At 52.7% G+C, this 1234-nt stretch carries 1 protein-coding gene; it reads right to left on the reverse strand.

Features of this window, described 5'->3' with window-relative positions; all coding sequences use genetic code 11:
• The coding region (locus tag BWI93_RS27645; RefSeq protein ID WP_176454124.1) for a hypothetical protein at nt 1-1234 on the reverse strand (1234 nt) is incomplete at both ends.

The raw sequence follows: 1234 nt of genomic DNA on the forward strand, positions 1-1234 counted from the left end.
GATGGTGTAGAACTGACTAGCGTTAATGCCGTTGCCCCGATAATCCGTGGAGAGTACGTTTGAAGTCGACCACCCGGACGCATCCTGATAGGTATTGCCCGAAAACGTCATTATCGCTTTGTAGCGAACAATAGGACTTCCCGAATTTTTCGCAGGGATCGCGTTTACCGTAAACGTTTTACCGCCTGTGCTATTGGTTCCCGTCGTGATGCTCGCAATCCGGGGATAATCTGCGTTAGCGTAGGCAAAATTCGTCTGCGGCTGATCGACGTTATACGGGGTCGAACAGTTGATGTAGATCGTCCAGGCCGTGCCCTGATCGGCTGTTACGCCCGGATTAATGACAAAGTCTAGCTTATCGCCCGCGATCACTGCAACACTGCCCGCCGTTCGCCAACTGGATGCTGTGTGCTCTGCTACTGTAACGCCGTTCTTTCGTACGGTTAATTTATCCGGAATAAGTCCAGTATCGATCATGTAATTGATCGTGCCGGGCTTAGTAACCGTGTAGGTTTTGGTTGTAACCTGATTACCACCCGTCGCCGCGTCCGTTACATTACAGATCGCATCGACCACGCCAGTGGATGGCATGGTAATTGACTTGGGCTCCCCTGCAGGGCCGTAGGCTCCGTTTTTGAAAACCTGCGGGCGGTACGTATAGGTCTTTCCGGGAGTCAGGTTTTGATCCGTGTAGCTCGTACCCGAATTCCCCGCCGACATCGACACGTTGTAAGTCGCTCCGTTGTCTTCGCTCCGATAGAGATCTAGCCGGGTGTAATTCGCATTGTTGGCCGAATAGTTAATCGTAGCCGCCGTACCTGCAGCATTGGCCGTAATACTCGTAATGACCGGAGCGTAGACGGGATCAGCAACCGCGGTGAGCGAAACCGGGCCATATACCTGTACAGGGGCGGGTGTTTTCCCTGATCCTTTGCGGCTTATTTTGATCCGTCGAGCGATATAATCATTAATACCCGTAAAGGTCAAGCTCTGCGGGCCTGCCGCTGACAAAGTGAGTGTTTGGGCTCCGGTCCAAGTCCCACTCGAAGCCGTCGCGTTCGGGTCCGAGGAAATTTCGACAACCGCTTCTCCACCAGCATCCTGGGTTGTGAAGTCTACCTTAATGGCATTACTGCCGTTCAAGGGGGTCAGGACTACATTGATCACCGGTAGGTACGCATCCACGGTAATGGGACGAGTAATTTCAATCTGTTTCGAGAAGGGGGTATAGGCT

Origin of the sequence: Siphonobacter sp. BAB-5385, from assembly GCF_002261125.1 — a bacterium.
Taxonomy (GTDB): Bacteria; Bacteroidota; Bacteroidia; order Cytophagales; family Spirosomataceae; genus Siphonobacter.